14 protein-coding genes are annotated in these 15,507 nt (G+C 68.3%); 7 read left to right on the top strand and 7 right to left on the bottom strand.

Going from position 1 to position 15,507, the window contains the following annotated elements:
• Window positions 1–39 precede the first annotated feature (39 nt).
• Window positions 40–753 (bottom strand): response regulator transcription factor, encoded by a 714-nt coding sequence (locus AC5P9C_RS19105; RefSeq protein ID WP_002811889.1) that lies wholly within the window; start codon window positions 751–753, stop codon window positions 40–42.
• Window positions 754–840: 87 nt separating this feature from the next.
• Window positions 841–1,482 (bottom strand): arylesterase, encoded by a 642-nt coding sequence (locus AC5P9C_RS19100; RefSeq protein ID WP_343541933.1) that lies wholly within the window; start codon window positions 1,480–1,482, stop codon window positions 841–843.
• A gap of 75 nt (window positions 1,483–1,557) precedes the next feature.
• On the opposite strand from AC5P9C_RS19100, the gene AC5P9C_RS19095 reads away from it, so the two are divergent.
• A complete protein-coding gene (locus AC5P9C_RS19095; protein WP_343541935.1) occupies window positions 1,558–2,205 on the top strand; it encodes an ABC transporter ATP-binding protein in 648 nt (215 codons plus the stop codon).
• Complete coding sequence (locus tag AC5P9C_RS19090) at window positions 2,202–4,712, top strand: ABC transporter permease (RefSeq protein WP_343541937.1); 2,511 nt, start codon at window positions 2,202–2,204, stop codon at window positions 4,710–4,712. The genes AC5P9C_RS19095 and AC5P9C_RS19090 overlap by 4 nt, the downstream gene beginning before the upstream one ends.
• Window positions 4,713–4,814: 102 nt before the next feature.
• Here the strand turns inward: AC5P9C_RS19090 and AC5P9C_RS19085 are convergent, their stop codons facing one another.
• From AC5P9C_RS19085 to AC5P9C_RS19065, 5 genes are all read right to left on the bottom strand, one after another.
• Window positions 4,815–5,750, bottom strand: coding sequence for a DUF6607 family protein (locus tag AC5P9C_RS19085; protein WP_343541939.1), 936 nt, complete (start codon window positions 5,748–5,750; stop codon window positions 4,815–4,817).
• 73 nt (window positions 5,751–5,823) lie between these two features.
• Window positions 5,824–6,423, bottom strand: a complete 600-nt coding sequence (locus AC5P9C_RS19080) for a ChuX/HutX family heme-like substrate-binding protein (protein WP_057494311.1) — start codon at window positions 6,421–6,423, stop codon at window positions 5,824–5,826.
• A gap of 4 nt (window positions 6,424–6,427) precedes the next feature.
• Window positions 6,428–8,620 carry a TonB-dependent hemoglobin/transferrin/lactoferrin family receptor gene (locus tag AC5P9C_RS19075; protein ID WP_277818811.1) on the bottom strand — a complete coding sequence of 731 codons (2,193 nt, stop codon included), beginning with the start codon at window positions 8,618–8,620 and terminating at the stop codon, window positions 6,428–6,430.
• A 154-nt stretch (window positions 8,621–8,774) separates the two neighbouring features.
• A complete protein-coding gene (gene hemP, locus AC5P9C_RS19070) occupies window positions 8,775–8,969 on the bottom strand; it encodes a hemin uptake protein HemP (RefSeq protein WP_005412278.1) in 195 nt (64 codons plus the stop codon).
• Between the two features lie 283 nt (window positions 8,970–9,252).
• On the bottom strand, window positions 9,253–10,224 hold the full coding sequence (locus AC5P9C_RS19065; RefSeq protein ID WP_414615325.1) for an aldo/keto reductase: 972 nt from the start codon (window positions 10,222–10,224) through the stop codon (window positions 9,253–9,255).
• A gap of 193 nt (window positions 10,225–10,417) precedes the next feature.
• On the opposite strand from AC5P9C_RS19065, the gene AC5P9C_RS19060 reads away from it, so the two are divergent.
• The 5 genes from AC5P9C_RS19060 (at window position 10,418) to AC5P9C_RS19040 (ending at window position 15,343) form a co-directional block, all read left to right on the top strand.
• Window positions 10,418–11,716, top strand: a complete 1,299-nt coding sequence (locus AC5P9C_RS19060) for a NupC/NupG family nucleoside CNT transporter (RefSeq protein ID WP_049466534.1) — start codon at window positions 10,418–10,420, stop codon at window positions 11,714–11,716.
• A 25-nt stretch (window positions 11,717–11,741) separates the two neighbouring features.
• A complete protein-coding gene (locus tag AC5P9C_RS19055; protein ID WP_049466532.1) occupies window positions 11,742–12,707 on the top strand; it encodes a ribokinase in 966 nt (321 codons plus the stop codon).
• A gap of 148 nt (window positions 12,708–12,855) precedes the next feature.
• Window positions 12,856–13,287 carry a hypothetical protein gene (locus AC5P9C_RS19050; protein WP_343543335.1) on the top strand — a complete coding sequence of 144 codons (432 nt, stop codon included), beginning with the start codon at window positions 12,856–12,858 and terminating at the stop codon, window positions 13,285–13,287.
• Window positions 13,288–13,434: 147 nt separating this feature from the next.
• Complete coding sequence (gene dusB / locus AC5P9C_RS19045) at window positions 13,435–14,430, top strand: tRNA dihydrouridine synthase DusB (RefSeq protein ID WP_064239609.1); 996 nt, start codon at window positions 13,435–13,437, stop codon at window positions 14,428–14,430.
• A gap of 85 nt (window positions 14,431–14,515) precedes the next feature.
• Window positions 14,516–15,343 carry a class I SAM-dependent methyltransferase gene (locus AC5P9C_RS19040; RefSeq protein ID WP_495205243.1) on the top strand — a complete coding sequence of 276 codons (828 nt, stop codon included), beginning with the start codon at window positions 14,516–14,518 and terminating at the stop codon, window positions 15,341–15,343.
• Window positions 15,344–15,507 lie beyond the last annotated feature (164 nt).

Here is a 15,507-nt window from a genome sequence, read left to right as displayed (position 1 = left end):
TGCCCGGCCGGGCCTGATGCTGCACCGGCCTGGCCCCGATCAGGCCATCGGCTGGGCGATATCGGCAATGCGGTAACCGGCGCTCTGCACGGTGTGCAGCAGCGGACGGTCGAACGGCTTGTCGATGATCTTGCGCAGGTTGTACAGATGGCTGCGCAGGGTGTCCGAATCCGGCAGGCCATTGCCCCAGATCTCGCGTTCGATCTCCTGGCGGGTGACCACGCGCGGCGATTCGCGCATCAGGATGGTCAGCAGGCGCAGGCCGATCGGCGACAGCTGCAGCTCGGTGCCGGCGCGGGTGGCACGCATGCTGACCGGGTCGAGCACCAGATCGGCGACCTTCAGCACCTCCGAACCGACCTGGCGGCGTTCGCGACGGATCAGCGCGCGCAGGCGGGCTTCCAGCTCCTGGATCGCGAAGGGCTTGGTCAGGTAGTCATCGGCGCCGAAACCGAGGCCGGTGAGCTTGTCGTCCAGTGTGTCGCGTGCCGTGAGCATCAGCACCGGTGTGGACTTGCGCGCATCGTTGCGCAGGCGACGGCATACTTCGATGCCATCCAGGCGCGGCAACATGAGATCGAGCACCACGACGTCATAGCTGTTCTCCGCCGCAAGGCGGTAGCCATCCAGGCCGTCCTGTGCATAGTCGACTTCGAAGCCGCGACCTTCCAGGTATTCCCCGATCATCTCGGAGATGTTGCGGTTGTCTTCGACCACCAGCACCAAGCCGGAGGTCTCCTTCGTCTGACGCATGTGATTCCCTCTAACTTCAGCTTTGTGAAACATGCCGGATCGACGGTGGACGCGATGTGAAGTTCCGTCAAGAGGGTTGTAAATCGTTCAGAGCAGGGGCCGCAGGAGCGGCCAGACGTTGTCCAGCACCCTCGGTTGCGCCTGCGCCGTGGGGTGCAGGCCATCGGCCTGCATCATGCCCGGCTGCAGGGCCACGCCTTCCAGCAGGAACGGCAGCAGCGGCACCTTGTACTGCGTGGACAGCGCCTTGTAGGCCGCAGCCAGGCGCTGGCGGTAAGCAGGCCCGTAGTTGGGCGGCACGTCGATGCCCAGCAGCAGCACCTTGGCGCTGGCCTTCTGGCTGGCCTGCACCATCTTTTCCAGGTTGCCCTGCACCTGTGCCGGGGTCAGCCCGCGCAGCGCGTCGTTGCCGCCCAGCGCGATCACCACCACCGTCGGCTTTTCCTTCGCCAGCAGGCCCGGCAGGCGGGTCAGCGCGCCGGCAGTGGTCTCTCCGCTCATGCTGGCATTGACGATGCGCGGCGGCGTTTTCGACTGTTGCCTGACCCGCTGCTGCAGCAGGCTGACCCAGCCGGCGTCGGCGGGGATATTGTGGGCAGCACTGAGGCTGTCGCCGAGGACCAGCACCGTGCCCGCCGGGCCTTTGGCTCCGGCCAGCCCGGGCAGCAGCAATCCCAGCAGCAGCACCATCATCGCGCCGGCTCGCCGGCTCCATCCCGTCTTGCGCATTGGAGTCTCCTCATCGACAGCCTGTCCCCCCGCAGCGCGCCCGTCGCCATCGCCGTCGACCAGGTCGGCAAGTCCGTGCAGGGCCCGGAGGGTGAAGTCCACATACTGGACAACATCACCCTGACCGTCCATGAAGGCACCAGTGTGGCCATCGTCGGTGCCTCGGGGTCCGGCAAGACCACCCTGCTCGGCCTGCTGGCCGGACTGGACCTGCCCAGCCGCGGTCACATCGCGCTGGCGGGCCAGAACCTGGGCGGCCTGGATGAGGAAGCTCGGGCCCAGCTGCGCGCGCGCGAGGTCGGCTTCGTGTTCCAGAGCTTCCACCTGCTGCCGGCGCTGACTGCCGCCGAGAACGTCGCGCTGCCGTTGGAACTGGCCGGACGCGAGGACCGCGCACGGGTGGACCAGGTGCTGGCCCAGGTCGGCCTGGCCCATCGCGCCCGCCACTACCCGCGCCAGCTGTCCGGTGGCGAGCAGCAGCGCGTGGCGCTGGCACGTGCCTTCGTCACCCGCCCGCGCATCCTGTTCGCCGACGAACCGACCGGCTCGCTCGACCATGCCACCGGCCAGCACATCAGCGACCTGCTGTTCGAACTCAACGCTGGCAGCGGCACCACCCTCGTCCTGGTCACCCACGACCTGCGCCTGGCCCAGCGGTGCCAGTACATCCACCGCATCGATGACGGCCGCCTGCTGCCGGTCGAGCGCGGGGCGCAGGCATGAAGCTGCTGCGTCACGCGTGGCGCGCGCTGCGCCGCGAAGCGCTGGCCGGCGATCTGCTGACCGTGTTCGCCGCGCTGGTGCTGGGCGTGGCGGTGATGACCGCCGTGGGCACGCTGGTGAACCGGGTCAACCTGGCGCTGACCGGCAGCGCGGCGGAAATGCTCGGCGGCGACCTCGGCATCGCCGGGCGCGATGATCCGCCGCCGGCATTCGCCGACGAAGCGCAACGGCGTGGCCTGGCGCATACCCGCATCGCCAGCTTCGGCAGCGTGCTGTTCAACGGCGATGCCAGCCAGATGGCCAGCATCAAGGCGGTACAGGCGGGTTATCCGCTGCGCGGCACGCTGCGGGTTCGGGCCACGCCCGGCGGGGCGCTGATCGCAGATGCCGGCATGCCGCCCAAGGGCCAGGCCTATGCCGACCCGCGCCTGCTGCAGGGGCTGGGCCTGAAGGCCGGCGATGACCTCGAATTCGGCGCCGGCACGCTGCGCATCGCCGGCATCATCGAGGCCGAGCCGGATGCCGGTGGCGACCTGCTGACACTGTCGCCCACCCTGCTGGTCAACCGCGCCGATGTGGAGGGCACCGGCCTCCTCGGCCCCGGCAGCCGCATCAATTACCGGCTGATGTTTGCCGGACCGGCCGATCAGGTTGCCGCCCTGCGCCAGTGGCTGATGCCGCAGGTCAAGGGCCTGCGCCTGCTGAGCGTGGACGACACCCAGCGCGGCGTGCGCCAGGCGTTCGATCTGGCCGGGCGCTTCCTCGGCCTGAGCGCGCTGCTGGCGGTGCTGCTGGCCGGTGTGGCCACCGCGCTGGCGGCCAACCGCTTCGCGCTGCGCCGCATCGACCAGGTCGCGATCCTGCGCTGCCTGGGCGCGCGCCAGCGCGAGATCCTGCTGGGCCTGGCGCTGCAGCTGCTGATGCTGGCGGTGCCGGCCTGCGCGCTCGGCATCGGCCTGGGCATGGCCGCGCAGGAAGGCCTGGTGCAGGTGCTGGGCAGCCTGGTGCCGCAGCGCCTTCCGCTGCCGGAAGCGATGCCGGCACTGACCGGCGCGGGCATTGGCCTGTTGCTGCTGTTCGGCTTCGGCCTGCCGCCGCTGCTGCGCCTGCGCGGGGTACCGCCGATGCGCGTGCTCAACCGTTCCTTCGCCGCCCTGCCGCCGGCGTCGTTGCTGGCCTATGTGGCAGCGCTGGCGGCCAGCCTGCTGCTGGCGGTACAGGTCACCGGCGATCTGAAACTGGCGCTGTGGGTGCTCGGCGGCCTGGCCGCGCTGGCGCTGGCGGCCGGTGCGGTCGGCTTCGTGCTGCTGCAGCTGCTGCGCGGCCTGCAGCACCGCCTGCATGGCCACTGGCGGCTCGGCCTGGCCGCGCTGACCCGGCGCCGGATGCTGGCAGTGATGCAGCTGGTCGGGCTGTCGCTGTCGTTGTGCGCGCTGTTGCTGCTGGCGGTGACCGGTCCCGGCCTGCTGCAGCAGTGGCGCGAGCGCCTGCCTGCGGATACGCCGAACTACTTCCTGATCAACATCCAGCCCGAGCAACGCGACAGTGTGCTGGCCGCATTGCGTGGACTGGGCGCCGGCGACGCCAGCATCGAGCCGATGGCGACCGGCCGCCTGATCGCGATCGACGGCAAGCCGCCGCTGCGCGTGGACCCGGCCGCCACCGAAGGGAACGGCACGAGCAACGGCCCCCGCGAGGACGACGACGAGAACCGGCCGTTGAACTTCAGCTGGCGCAGCACGTTCCCGCCCGCCAATGCGCTGCTGGAAGGCCGCTTCTGGCAGGCCGGCAGCACCGCGGCGGAAGCCTCGGTGGAAACCGGCTGGGCGCGGCGCTACGGCGCGCACCTGGGCGATCGCATTACGATTTCCGTAGGCGAGCAGCAGCGCGAGTTCACCGTCACCAGCATCCGCAAGGCCGACTGGAACACGTTCCGGCCGAACTTCTTCGTGCTGTTGAACCCCAACGCGGTGGGCGATACGCCGCACAACCTGCTGTCGGCCTTCCATCTGCCGTCCGGCAACGCGGCCGGGCTGGGCGAGCTGGTGCGCGCGCAGCCGAACCTGTCGCTGCTGGACGTGGACGCGGTGATCTCGCAGGTGCGCGACGTGATGGAGCGCGTGGCGCAGGCAGTGCAACTGGTGATGGTGTTCAGCCTGCTGGCCGGCGTGCTGGTGCTGCTGGCGGCGCTGCAGGCCACCGCCGGCGAGCGCCGCTACGACAGCGCGGTGCTGCGCACGCTGGGTGCGACCCGGCGCCAGCTGCGCGGTGCCGTGCTGGTGGAGTTCGGCGCGTTGGGCACGCTGGCGGCGATGCTGGCGGTGGGCGCGGCCGCAGCGATCGGTGTGGCGGTGTCGCAGAAGGTGTTCGAGCTGCCGTTGCTGCCGCCGTGGCCGGGCCTGCTGATCGGCGGCGTGGTCGGCATCGGGTTGAGCCTGCTGGCGGGCTGGTGGGGTACGCGGGCGATCCTGCATACGCCGCCGGCGTTGGCGCTGCGCGAGGCCTGAATCGGTTGCGGCTCCGGACGGCGTGCCGAGCAGGCTCGGCACCCACCGGAAGCAGGTGGATGCGGTGCCGGGTACGCCCGGCACCCCTCTCCACCGCGGCGATCAGCCTTCGTTCGGCGCCTTTTCCACGTACTTGGCAAACACTTCGTCGATCTGCTTGTCCTTCACCTTCTTGCCAGACTGGATCGCTTCGGCCTGGGTGAACAGCGGAATGATCATCGCCATGCCATCGATCCTGGTCTTCAGGTGCACGCCCGGGGCCTGGCCGAGAAAACCGTCCCAACGCTGGCGCACCTTGGCCCAGTAACCGGCAGTGGCCTTCCAGTAGTCACGCGCCGGGGTGAAGTCGACCTCGGTGGTCTTCACGTAGTCGTTGAAGCCGAACTCGCGGGCGATCTCCACCTGGCTGCCGTCGGCGTTGCGCTGCACCTTGGTGTTGAACTGCTCGTGGGTCCAGCCATTGGGCGTGAGCGTGTGGCGGTTGACCACGGCCAGCGCGTTGTAGTCGCTGCGCTTGGTGTACTCGCGGCGCGGCAACGGGCGCCAGCTCAGGTCGCTGGTCCAGCTCGGCACGTTGTTGGTATAGGTCCATTTGCCGGTGCCGCAGTAGCGCGGTGCATCGCTCACTTCGTACACGCACTGGGTCCAGGCGCCCTGGTTCACCGCTGCGGGAATGCGGCGCACCTGCCAGGTCTGGTCGGCGCTGAACTCGAAGCGGTTGGGTGCTTCGTAGACCCAGTCCTGGCGCCAGTGCTTGGTGATGTGGCCGCTCTTCTCATCCAGCAGCAGGTGCTGCAGCACGATGCGCTTCGGCGTGTCCTCGACCACGATCACCAGCTCGTTGCCGCCGCTGCGCATCGCCGGGGCGCGCTCGTAGCCGGGCTTCAGCAGCACGGTCTCGTCGAATGCGAAATCGACGGTGTACTCGCCCTGCAGGGCAAGGATGCTGTCGTGGTCGCGGGCGACGTCGGAGGGCTGCGCGCTGGCCACGCCGCCGGTGGCGAGCAGCAGCAGGACGCTGGCTGTCTGGAGCTTCATCGGGGTCTTCCTTCGGGGTTGCAGATGTAATGAGAGGCCATCGGTGGCCAACGGACATTCGGCCCGCCGCCGATCACAGGCGGATCAGTGGCGGCTCGCCGGGTAGGCGCGCCGCAGGTCGACGTGCGGCACCGGCACAGCAGCAATCGTCGACGACCAGCTCGCCTTCGGCGCCTTCCAGGCGCGCAATACGTCGCGCGGCGGTCGCGCCCAGCGACGACAGCGTCGACAGGCTGGCCGCCAGCGTGCGGCCGTCGTCGGCGGCATGCAGGCGCAGCGCACACAGCCGCCAGCGCTGGCCACCGAGATGGCCGGCCAGGCGCCGCCACAGGCGCTCGCCGACACTGCCCTCGCTGTCGTGCGCCGGGCCCGGCGGCAGCGCCGCGACCAGCCGGTCCCAGGCCAGGAAATCGCTGTCGGGCAGCAGGTACAGGCGCCACACGCAGCGGCCGCGGCCATCGAGGAAGCACAGGCTTTCGCGCAGGCCTTCGCTGTCCACGCCCTGGCAGGCGTGCACGCGTACGGCCTGCCGCCAGCCCCCCAGCTCGTTGCCATCGGCGTGGTACAGGCACAGCACGGTGCCGAGCGTGGCCAGCTGTGCCGGGGTCGGCCAGGCCGCGCTGTGCAGCGCGGCGATGGTGTCATTCCTGCGTGCGGACAGTGCTCGGCTCATGGGGTCACCAGGAAACGGCAAGGCTGGCGGAGAAGGTGCGGCCCGGGCTGGTGTAGCGATCCAGCACGCGGCTGGTCGGCGACAGTGTCGAGCCCACGTTGGACCAGTCGATGTAGCGCTTGTCGCCCAGGTTGAACACACCGACGTTGAAAGTGGCGCCCGGCGCGAAGTTCCAGTGCGCCATCAGGTCGGCCACACCGTAGCCGGCCGGGCGGTACACCGTCGCTGCGGTGACGCGGTCCTTGCGCTTGACGAAGGTACCGGCCAGTTCGACGCCCCAGGTATCGGTGTCGTACATCAGGCCGACGGTACCGCGCAGCGGGTCGACCGAATCCAGCGGCGTGTCTTCGGTCTTGTTGTCGCCGCGCGACCAGGCCACCGCACTGCGCAGTGCCCAGCCCTGCAGGCCCGGGCTGATCTGGCCGAAGTCGACGCCGGCCTTCAGTTCAGCACCGTAGATGCGCGCATCGGCGATGTTGCGCGACTGGAACACCATCAGGCCCTGCGCGTTGGTGCCGACCAGCGACTGCGACTCGATGAAGTCCTTGTACTCGTTGTAGTAGCCGCTGACGCTGACGTAGGCCGCCGGCGACAGGAAGCGCAGGCCCAGCTCCAGGCCGTCGCTGGTTTCCGGCTTCAGGTCCGGATTGGGAATGGCGGTGTAGCCGAAGGCGAAGTTGGTGAAACCGAGGTTGACGTCGTTGTACGGCGGCGAGCGGAAGCCACGCGAATAGCCGGCGAACAGCGACCATTCGTCGGTGAAGCGGTAGACCATGCCGAGCTTCGGCGAGACGCTGGTCTTGGTCAGCCTGGCCACCGCAACGCCGGGATTGTCCTCGGCGAAGATGCTGTCCACTTCCGGCTTCAGTTCGTAGCGGTCCACGCGCACGCCCGGCACCAGCGACAGCTTGCCGCCGGCCATGCGCATTTCATCCTGCGCGTACAGGCCCAGCTCGGTGGTCTTGCTGATCGGGAAATCGCGTACCGGGAAGGCGTCGGGCAGGATGGTGGTGCTGGTCTGGCCATTGGCCAGCACCTGGTAGCCGTCGCGCTTCTGGCGGATCTCGGTACGCGCGCCCTCGAATCCGTAGGTCAGCGCGTGTTCGACACTGCCGGTGCTGAACGCCTTGTTGAACTGTGCCTGCAGGCCGTAGACGCGCTGGTCGAAATTGAACGCGCGGTGGCGGCGGCTGCGGTTGGCACGGTCTTCGTCGGTGACCTGGTTGGTCTCGCTGTGCTGGGTATACAGCTGCCAGTGCAGGCTGTCGGCGAAGCCCTTGTCCAGCGCATCCATTTCATGTGCGAACGACACGCGGGTGCGGTTCTGGGTGTCGCGTGCCTTCATGCCGGTGGTGGTGGTGCGGTCGATCGAGGACAGCACGTGGGTATCGGTGGTGTCTTCGTTGCCTTCCACGGTCAGGCGAAAACGCTGGTCTTCACTGGGCGCATAGACCAGCTTGGCCAGGCCACTGCGACCGTCGCGGTCCTGCGGGTTGGGCGCAGTGCGGGTGTTGTCGAGGCTGCGCACATCGCCCTTGTTGCCGGTTTCCTGGCCCTGGCGATGGTTGAGGTTGACCATGCCGCTCCAGTGCTCGCCACCAAACGCGCCGGTCACGCCGCCGAGCAGGCCCTTCCACTCGCCGTCGTAGCCAAACTTCAGGCCGACGTAGCTGTCCTTGCCATCCTTCAGGTAATCGGCCGGATCCTTGGTGACGAAGGCGACCACGCCCCCGAGCGCATCGGAGCCGTACAGCGAGCTGGCCGGACCGCGCACGATCTCCACGCGCTTGAGCGTGTCCAGATCGGTGAAGTTGCGGTTGGCGTTGGAGAACGAACCGATCGCGAAGCTGGTGGGCATGGCGATGCCGTCGGTCTGCACGCGCACGCGGTTGCCGTCCAGGCCGCGGATGCGGATGCTGCCAAGGCCGAAGCGCGCGGCACTGCGGCTGACCGACAGGCCCGGCTCGTAGCGCAGCAGGTCCTTGATGTCCTGCACCAGGTGCCGGTCCATCTGCTCGCGGTCGATGACATCGACGGTGGCCGCCACGTCACTGACCGCCCGCTCGGTGCGGGTGGCGGTGACCTGCACGCGGTCGAATTCGCGCGCATCGGGCGCGGCGGTGGCCGCGTCAGCAGCATGGGCGGACAGCGGCAGGGCCATCCAGACGGCAACGCAAAGGGCGGTAGGGCGGGTCATCGGGTTCGTTCGGTCAGGCAGGGGAACCCCCGGTTACCGGCACACCCGGAAGGTGCACGCGGTAGACCGGGGGGGAGAGAGCGGGAGCGGACGGATCGCCCACCCTGCCGGCGCGGCCGGCAGGAGGGAGGGCGGGCGGGCGACCAGGCCGCGATTACTTGGTCAGGATCAGCTTGTCGTTGCTGGTGTGCCGCAGGCGATAGAAGCGGTCGCCGTGCTGGATCAGGATTTCACGACGACCCTTGAGCAGGGCTTCGCTGTCGATGACCTCTTCCGGCGGAACGACACGGACCGGGCGATCGCGGAGGGTCAGCGTTTCGGGGCGCAGCAGTACAGGTTGAGCATTCATGAGCATCTGGACTCGTGCGAGGGACGAGTTAAATGATAATGATTCTCAGTTGACAATCAACAACCATTCTCAATTTGATTGATGAGAATAATGATCGAGTTCTGAAATTCGATAGATCATGTCAATCAAAGGGCGACGCAGCCGTGTAGAGTCGACTGTCAGTCGACTGCGGTTGCTCGAAGCGGTCGGTCATTCGAAGCAGTCGACTGACAGTCGACTCTACCGTTCCCGTTCCCTCGGCCGAGCCGGCCCGACCGAGCCCCGGGCCCGGTCGGCCCGGGGTTCAGGCGAAAGCGGCTTCGACGTCGGCCCAGCCGGCCGCGTCGACCTGCTCCAGCACGTCCAGTGCCTGCAGGTTCTGCAGCAGCTGGCTGACCCGGCTGGCGCCGAGGATCACGCTGGAGACGTTCGGGTTGCGCAGGCACCAGGCGATGGCCAGCGTGGCCGGCGCCTGCCCCAGTGCGCGCGCGACCGCACTGAAGCGGCGCACCTGGGCCAGGCGGGCCTCGGTGTCGTCACCCAGCACCAGCGACTGCAGCCATTCCATGCCCTCGCGGCCCAGCCGCGCATCGGCCGGGATGCCCTGGTCGTACTTGCCGGTCAGCAGGCCCGAGGCCAGCGGCGAGAAGATGGTGGTGCCCAGTCCGGCACCGGCATACAGCGGCGCGTACTCGACCTCGACCCGCTCGCGGTGCAGCAGGTTGTACTGCGGCTGTTCCATCGACGGGCCCTGCAGGTTGTGCGCTTCGGCGATGTCCAGCGCCTGCTGGATCTGCGCCGCCGACCACTCCGAGGTGCCCCAGTAGAGGATCTTGCCCTGCCGCACCAGGGTGTCCATGGCGTGCACGGTCTCGGCGATCGGCGCGGCCGGATCCGGCCGGTGGCAGTAGTAGAGGTCCAGGTACTCCACCCGCAGGCGCTTGAGCGCGGCGTGGCAGGCATCGGTCACATGCTTGCGCGACAGGCCGCGCTGGGTCGGCCGTGGGTCCTTGGCGCTGCCGAAGAACACCTTGCTGGAGACGCAGATGCCGTCGCGCGGCAGGCGCAGGTCGGCGATCACATCGCCCATCACCTGTTCGGCGCGGCCGTTGGCATAGCCCTCGGCGTTGTCGAAGAAGTTGACGCCGTGGTCCCAGGCGGCCGCCACGAGGTTGCGGGCCTCGTCGCGCGGGATCTGGTCACCGAAGGTCACCCAGGCGCCGAAGGACAGGGCGGAAATCGGCAGGCCGGTAGAGCCCAGGCGACGGTATTGCATGCGAATCTCCTGCTGCGGGCCCGCATCCGGGCCGGGATCGAACCCCATTCTACCTGCCGTCGCCGGCCGCAAGCCCTTGCCGTTGCTGGCCCGATCGGTACCGTTGGGTGCGCGCACGCTGCTTTTTCTTGCCCCGGCCCCTGCCCTGCACTAGGCTTCCCGTTTTTCGCGACGCCCCAGGGGAGTCACTCACATGGTCGAAGGTTTGGGCAGGATCGGCTTCGGCCTGTTCGGGTTGGCGGTGCTGATCGGCATCACCTGGTTGTTTTCCAACAACAAGCGTGCAGTTGACTGGAAGCTGGTTGCCACCGGTATCACCCTGCAGATCGCCTTTGCGGCGCTGGTGATCCTGGTGCCGGGCGGGCGCGACGTGTTCGATGCGCTGGGCAAGGGCTTCGTCAAGATCCTCAGCTTCGTCAACGAGGGCTCGGGCTTCATCTTCGGCTCGTTGATGGACACCAAGAACTACGGCTTCATCTTCGCCTTCCAGGTGCTGCCGACCATCATCTTCTTCTCGGCGCTGATGGGGGTGATGTACCACCTCAACGTCATGCAGGCGATCGTGCGCGTGATGGCCTGGTCGATCACCAAGGTGATGCGCGTGTCCGGCGCGGAAACCACCAGCGTCTGCGCCAGCGTCTTCATCGGCCAGACCGAGGCGCCGCTGACCGTGCGCCCGTACATCGCCAGGATGACCCAGTCCGAGCTGCTGACCATGATGATCGGCGGCATGGCGCACATCGCCGGCGGCGTGCTGGCGGCCTACGTGGGCATGCTCGGCGGTGGCGACCCGGCGCAGCAGGCCTTCTACGCCAAGCACCTGCTGGCAGCGAGTATCATGGCCGCACCGGCCACCCTGGTCGTGGCCAAGCTGCTGATTCCGGAAACCGGCACCCCGCTGACCCGCGGCACGGTGAAGATGGAAGTCGAAAAGACCTCCAGCAACATCATCGATGCGGCCGCTGCCGGTGCCGGCGACGGCCTGAAGCTGGCGCTGAACATCGGCGCGATGCTGCTGGCCTTCATCGCCCTGATCGCGCTGCTGAATGCCCCGCTGACCTGGTTCGGCGAAGTGACCGGCCTGGCCGCTGCCATCGGCAAGCCGACCAACCTGTCGACCATCTTCGGCTACGTGCTGGCCCCGATCGCCTGGGTGATCGGCACGCCGTGGGCCGACGCCACCACCGTCGGCTCGCTGATCGGCCAGAAGGTCGTGATCAACGAGTTCGTCGCCTACACCGAGCTGTCGCAGATCGTGAACGGCCAGATCCCCGGCGTGAGCCTGTCCGCCGAAGGTCGCCTGATTGCCACCTATGCACTGTGCGGCTTTGCCAACTTCAGCTCGATCGCGATCCAGATCGGCGGCATCGGCGGCCTGGCCCCGGAACGTCGCCACGACCTGGCCAAGTTCGGCCTGCGCGCGGTGCTGGGCGGTACCATTGCCACCTTCATGACGGCGACCATCGCCGGCGTGCTCACGCACTTCAGTTGAACCCCTGGTTGAGAAAAGATTTCCTATGAGCAGCAGTGTCGTTGTCGTCGGTTCCTTCAATGTCGATCACGTGTGGCGGTGCGAGTCGCTGCCGGCACCGGGTGCGACCATTGCCGGCCGCTACAGCACCGGCCCCGGGGGCAAGGGCTTCAACCAGGCCGTGGCGGCCTGCCGCGCCGGTGCCCAGACGCACTTCGTGTGCGCCTTGGGCGATGACGCCGGTGGCGCCACTGCGCGTGAACTGGCTGCGCAGGATGGCTTCGCGCTGATCGCCGAGGCCAGCAGCGAGCCGACCGGCACCGCCGGCATCTACGTGGATGCGCGTGGCCGCAACACGATCGTGATCGGACCGGGCGCCAACGCCGCGCTGGGCACCGATTTCCTGCAACAGCAGCAGGCCCTGCTGACCGGTGCCAAGGTGGTGCTGGTGCAGCTGGAATCGCCGGTGCAGACCATCGAAGCGGCGCTGGCCACGGCCCGCGAGGCCGGTGTCACCACCGTGCTCAACACCGCGCCGGCCGATGCGCCCTCGACCATCGGCCTGCTCAAGCTGGCCGATGTGATCACCCCGAACGAGACCGAGTTCGCCGCCCTGCTCGGCCGCCATGTCGGTGAGCGCGTGGATGCCAACGACGTCGCCGCGCTGGATGGCGCCAGCCTGCACGCGCTGTGCCGCAAGCTGGTCGGCAACGGTACCGTGGTGGTGACGCTGGGTTCGGTGGGCGTGTTCGTCTCGCACGCCGACGAGAACCTGCGCGGCGACACCCAGCCGTACTACCGCGTCGGTGCCGAACAGGTGCAGGCCATCGACACCACCGGTGCCGGTGATGCCTTCAACGGTGCGCTGGCTGCGTCGCTGGCACAGGTGGCCGATGCACCGTTCGCCCGCCACGTACGCTTCGCCAACCAGTTCGCCGGTCGTTCGACCGAGAAGGAAGGCGCCGCTGCAGCGATGCCGCGCTTCACCCCGGCCGATTCCGAAGCCAAGTAGATCCACCCCACGCGTGGATGTGACGGCCCGGGGGCGCAGGCACCCGGGCCTTTCTTTTGCCCATCCCCCGCTCCTGCGACCGCCGGTCGCATTGCCGGCCCCCTGGCCTGCGCCCACCATCGGCGCAGCTTCCTTGCACGGGCAGGACATGGACGGATTCCCCTGGTTGCTGGTCGCGGCCGCCGGCAGTGCCATCGCGGCCCTGCTGCACATCGGCTGCATCGCCTTCGGCGCCGCGTGGTACAGGTACTTCGGCGCCGGCCCGCGCGTGGTCCGGCTGGCACACGCCGGGCACTGGTGGCCGCCGCTGATGACCGCCGGCATTACTGCCATGCTGGTGGCCTGGACGCTGTACGCACTGGCCGCCGCGGGCTGGCATTCGCCGCTGCCGGCCAGCCGCTGGGTTCTGCCCGCCATCGGTGCCTTGCTGCTGCTGCGCGCCACGATGGGCTTCGGCCTGGCACTGTTCCGCCCCGGCTACAACGGCGTGCGCTTCTGGGTGGTCAGCTCGCTGGCCTGCCTGGGCCTGGGCCTGGCCTTCGCCCTGGGCGCCCACCAGGCCTGGCAGCGCCTGGGTTAGCCGCCCACCATCGCGCGGCCCTTGGGGCGACGGAAGCAACCGTCAAGCATCTGCTGATGCCGGTACGGCATGAGGTCGGTGCCGATCGGCCTGAACCGGACCGCGCCCGGCACGGTCGGGCCGCCGCTTGCGCCCTACAATGGGCGCATGCAGATCGGCCCGTACACCATCGCCCCCAACGTCGTGCTGGCGCCCATGGCCGGCGTCACCGACAAGCCCTTCCGCCTGCTGTGCAAACGGCTGGGCGCGGGGCTGGCCGCCTCGGAAATGACCATCAGCGACCCGCGCTTCTGGACCACGCGCAAGTCGATCCACCGCATGGACCATGACGGCGAGCCGGCGCCGATCAGCGTGCAGATCGCCGGCACCGAGCCGCAGCAGCTGGCCGACGCCGCGCGCTACAACGTGGACCATGGCGCGCAGATCATCGACATCAACATGGGCTGCCCGGCGAAGAAGGTGTGCAACGCCTGGGCCGGTTCGGCGCTGATGCGCGACGAGCAGCTGGTGGCGCGCATCCTCGACGCCGTAGTCAATGCGGTGGACGTGCCGGTCACGCTGAAGATCCGCACCGGCTGGGACTGCGACCATCGCAATGGCCCGCTGATCGCGCGCATCGCCGAGGACAGCGGCATCGCCGCGCTGGCCGTGCATGGCCGCACCCGCGACCAGCATTACACCGGCCAGGCCGAGTACGGCACCATCGGCGAGATCAAGGCCGCGCTGCGCATTCCGGTGATCGCCAACGGCGATATCGATTCGCCGCAGAAGGCGGCCTACGTGCTGCAGCAGACCGGGGTGGATGCCGTGATGATCGGCCGCTCCGCGCAGGGCCGGCCATGGATCTTCCGCGAAGTTGCGCACTACCTGGCCACCGGCGAGGAACTGCCACCGCCGTCGTTGGCGGAAGTGCGCGACATCCTGCTCGGCCACCTGCATGCCCTGCACGCGTTCTACGGCGAGCCGCAGGGCGTGCGCATCGCACGCAAGCACCTGGGCTGGTATGCCAAGGACCGGCCGGAGAATGCCGCCTTCCGCGCAGTGGTCAACCGCGCCGAAGACCCGCAGAGCCAGATCGCGCTGACCACCGAATACTTCGACCGCCTGATCGCCGGGGAACCGGCGTTGTCATCTGCTGCCTGAGCGTACTGCCACGCCGTCGAGTCGAGCTTGCCCGACTGAATTTCCAGAGCCGTCGAGCATGCTCGACGCTACAAGAGCCCGCCCCATGACCCCGCCGATTTCCTCCCCGACTTACCTGCACGGCTTTTCCGGCACCGAACAGCAGCGCCTGATGACCCAGGCCCGGCTGCTGGAATCGAGCATCTTCGGCCAGATCGACTACGGCGGCGCGCGGCGCCTGCTGGAAGTCGGCAGTGGCGTCGGTGCGCAGACCGAGATCCTGCTGCGCCGCTTCCCCGAGCTGCACGTGACCGGCGTGGACCTGAGCGAAACGCAGCTGGCCACCGCGCGCGAGAACCTGGCGCGCACGCCGTGGTGCAGCGACCGCTACACCCTGCAGCAGGCCGACGCCGGCGAGCTGCCGTTCGAGGCACGCAGCTTCGACGCGGCGTTCCTGTGCTGGGTGCTGGAACACGTGCCTTCACCAGCGCGGGTGCTGAGCGAAGTGCGCCGCGTGCTGGCACCGGGTTCGCCGGTCTACATCACCGAGGTGATGAATGCCTCGTTCCTGCTCGACCCGTACTCGCCGCACATCTGGCGCTACTGGATGGCCTTCAACGACTTCCAGTACGACCGCGGCGGCGACCCGTTCGTCGGTGCCAAGCTGGGCAACCTGCTGCTGGCCGGTGGCTTCCGCGACGTGCACACCGAGATCAAGACCATCCACCTGGACAACCGCGAACCGGCCCGTCGCAAGACGATGATCGCGTTCTGGGAACAACTGCTGCTGTCGGCGGCCGACCAGCTGCTGCAGGCCGGCTCGGTGGACGAGGAAACCGTGGAAGGCATGCGCCGCGAGTTCCGCCTGGTGCAGAACGACCCCAATGCGGTGTTCTTCTATTCGTTCGTGCAGGGCCGCGCCACGGTGTATTGAGCCGACGCGGCACTAATGCTCCCGCATCCACGCATGGCGTGGATCTTATCTCTTGCCGATCTGGCACCTTGGGTGCCGAGAGCCCGGCGTGGGCGACCGTGTGGATCCAGGTCTTGCGACCGAGAAGTAGCTTGGGTCCCCACGCCGGATTCTCCCTGAACCGC

This window comes from Stenotrophomonas sp. YJH_SMC_10 (assembly GCF_059371555.1).
Note: the sequence above shows the minus strand (reverse complement) of the source record. Positions and strands in the feature narration are given on the sequence as shown.